The sequence below is a fragment of the Staphylococcus sp. HMSC13A10 genome (assembly GCF_001808005.1).
In the GTDB taxonomy this organism is placed as follows: Bacteria; Bacillota; Bacilli; order Staphylococcales; family Staphylococcaceae; genus Staphylococcus; species Staphylococcus pasteuri.
Genome location: NZ_KV791882.1, coordinates 1 through 608, shown reverse-complemented (window position 1 = coordinate 608; position 608 = coordinate 1). Strand labels below are relative to the sequence as shown.

1 protein-coding gene and 1 pseudogene are annotated in these 608 nt (G+C 29.9%); both read right to left on the bottom strand.

Annotation, left to right across the window (positions count from 1 at the left end; all coding sequences use genetic code 11):
• A complete protein-coding gene (locus tag HMPREF3125_RS13120) occupies positions 1 to 111 on the bottom strand; it encodes an SE2200 family small protein (RefSeq protein WP_071561274.1) in 111 nt (36 codons plus the stop codon).
• Between the two features lie 27 nt (positions 112 to 138).
• Positions 139 to 608: pseudogene (locus HMPREF3125_RS10355) on the bottom strand (malate:quinone oxidoreductase); the annotation flags it as partial.

Sequence of the window (608 nt, the reverse complement as noted above, 5' to 3'; positions counted from 1 at the left end):
TTAATATTCTATATTTGGTGCTTGATTTACATGTTTTTGGTAACGTTTGAGTGCACAAAAACCAATAGTACTAATAATTGTTACTATTAATAATTTTTTCACGCTTAACATTCCTTTATTTTACCTTTGTATTGTAGTCTACTTATTGTTTTGGTAGTAATTTAACTCTAAATCTTTTGATGTTTGTTGACGTATTTTTCTCATTAACGCAGTATCATTAATGAGTGATTTACCATAAGATGGAATCATTTTTTGGATTTTAGGCATCCATTCAGTTTCATATTCAGGGAAGTTTTTCTCAAGTACTTCTAGGGCTACAGATACTGAAGTTGATGCTCCTGGAGATTCTCCTAATAACGCTATTACTGAATGATCTTCAGAATTAACAACTTCTGTACCAAATTGAATAAATCCTTTACCATATTCAGGAGTATCTTTAATCACTTATACGCGTTTACCTGCCGTATATAACTGCCAATCTTCATCACGTGCTTCTGGATAAAAAGTACGTAAATGATTCATACAACCTTCTTTAGTCATTAATATTTGATCAAATGAATATTTGATTAAAGGTAGATTTTTAGCAGTAACAGATAATAATGTTGTAA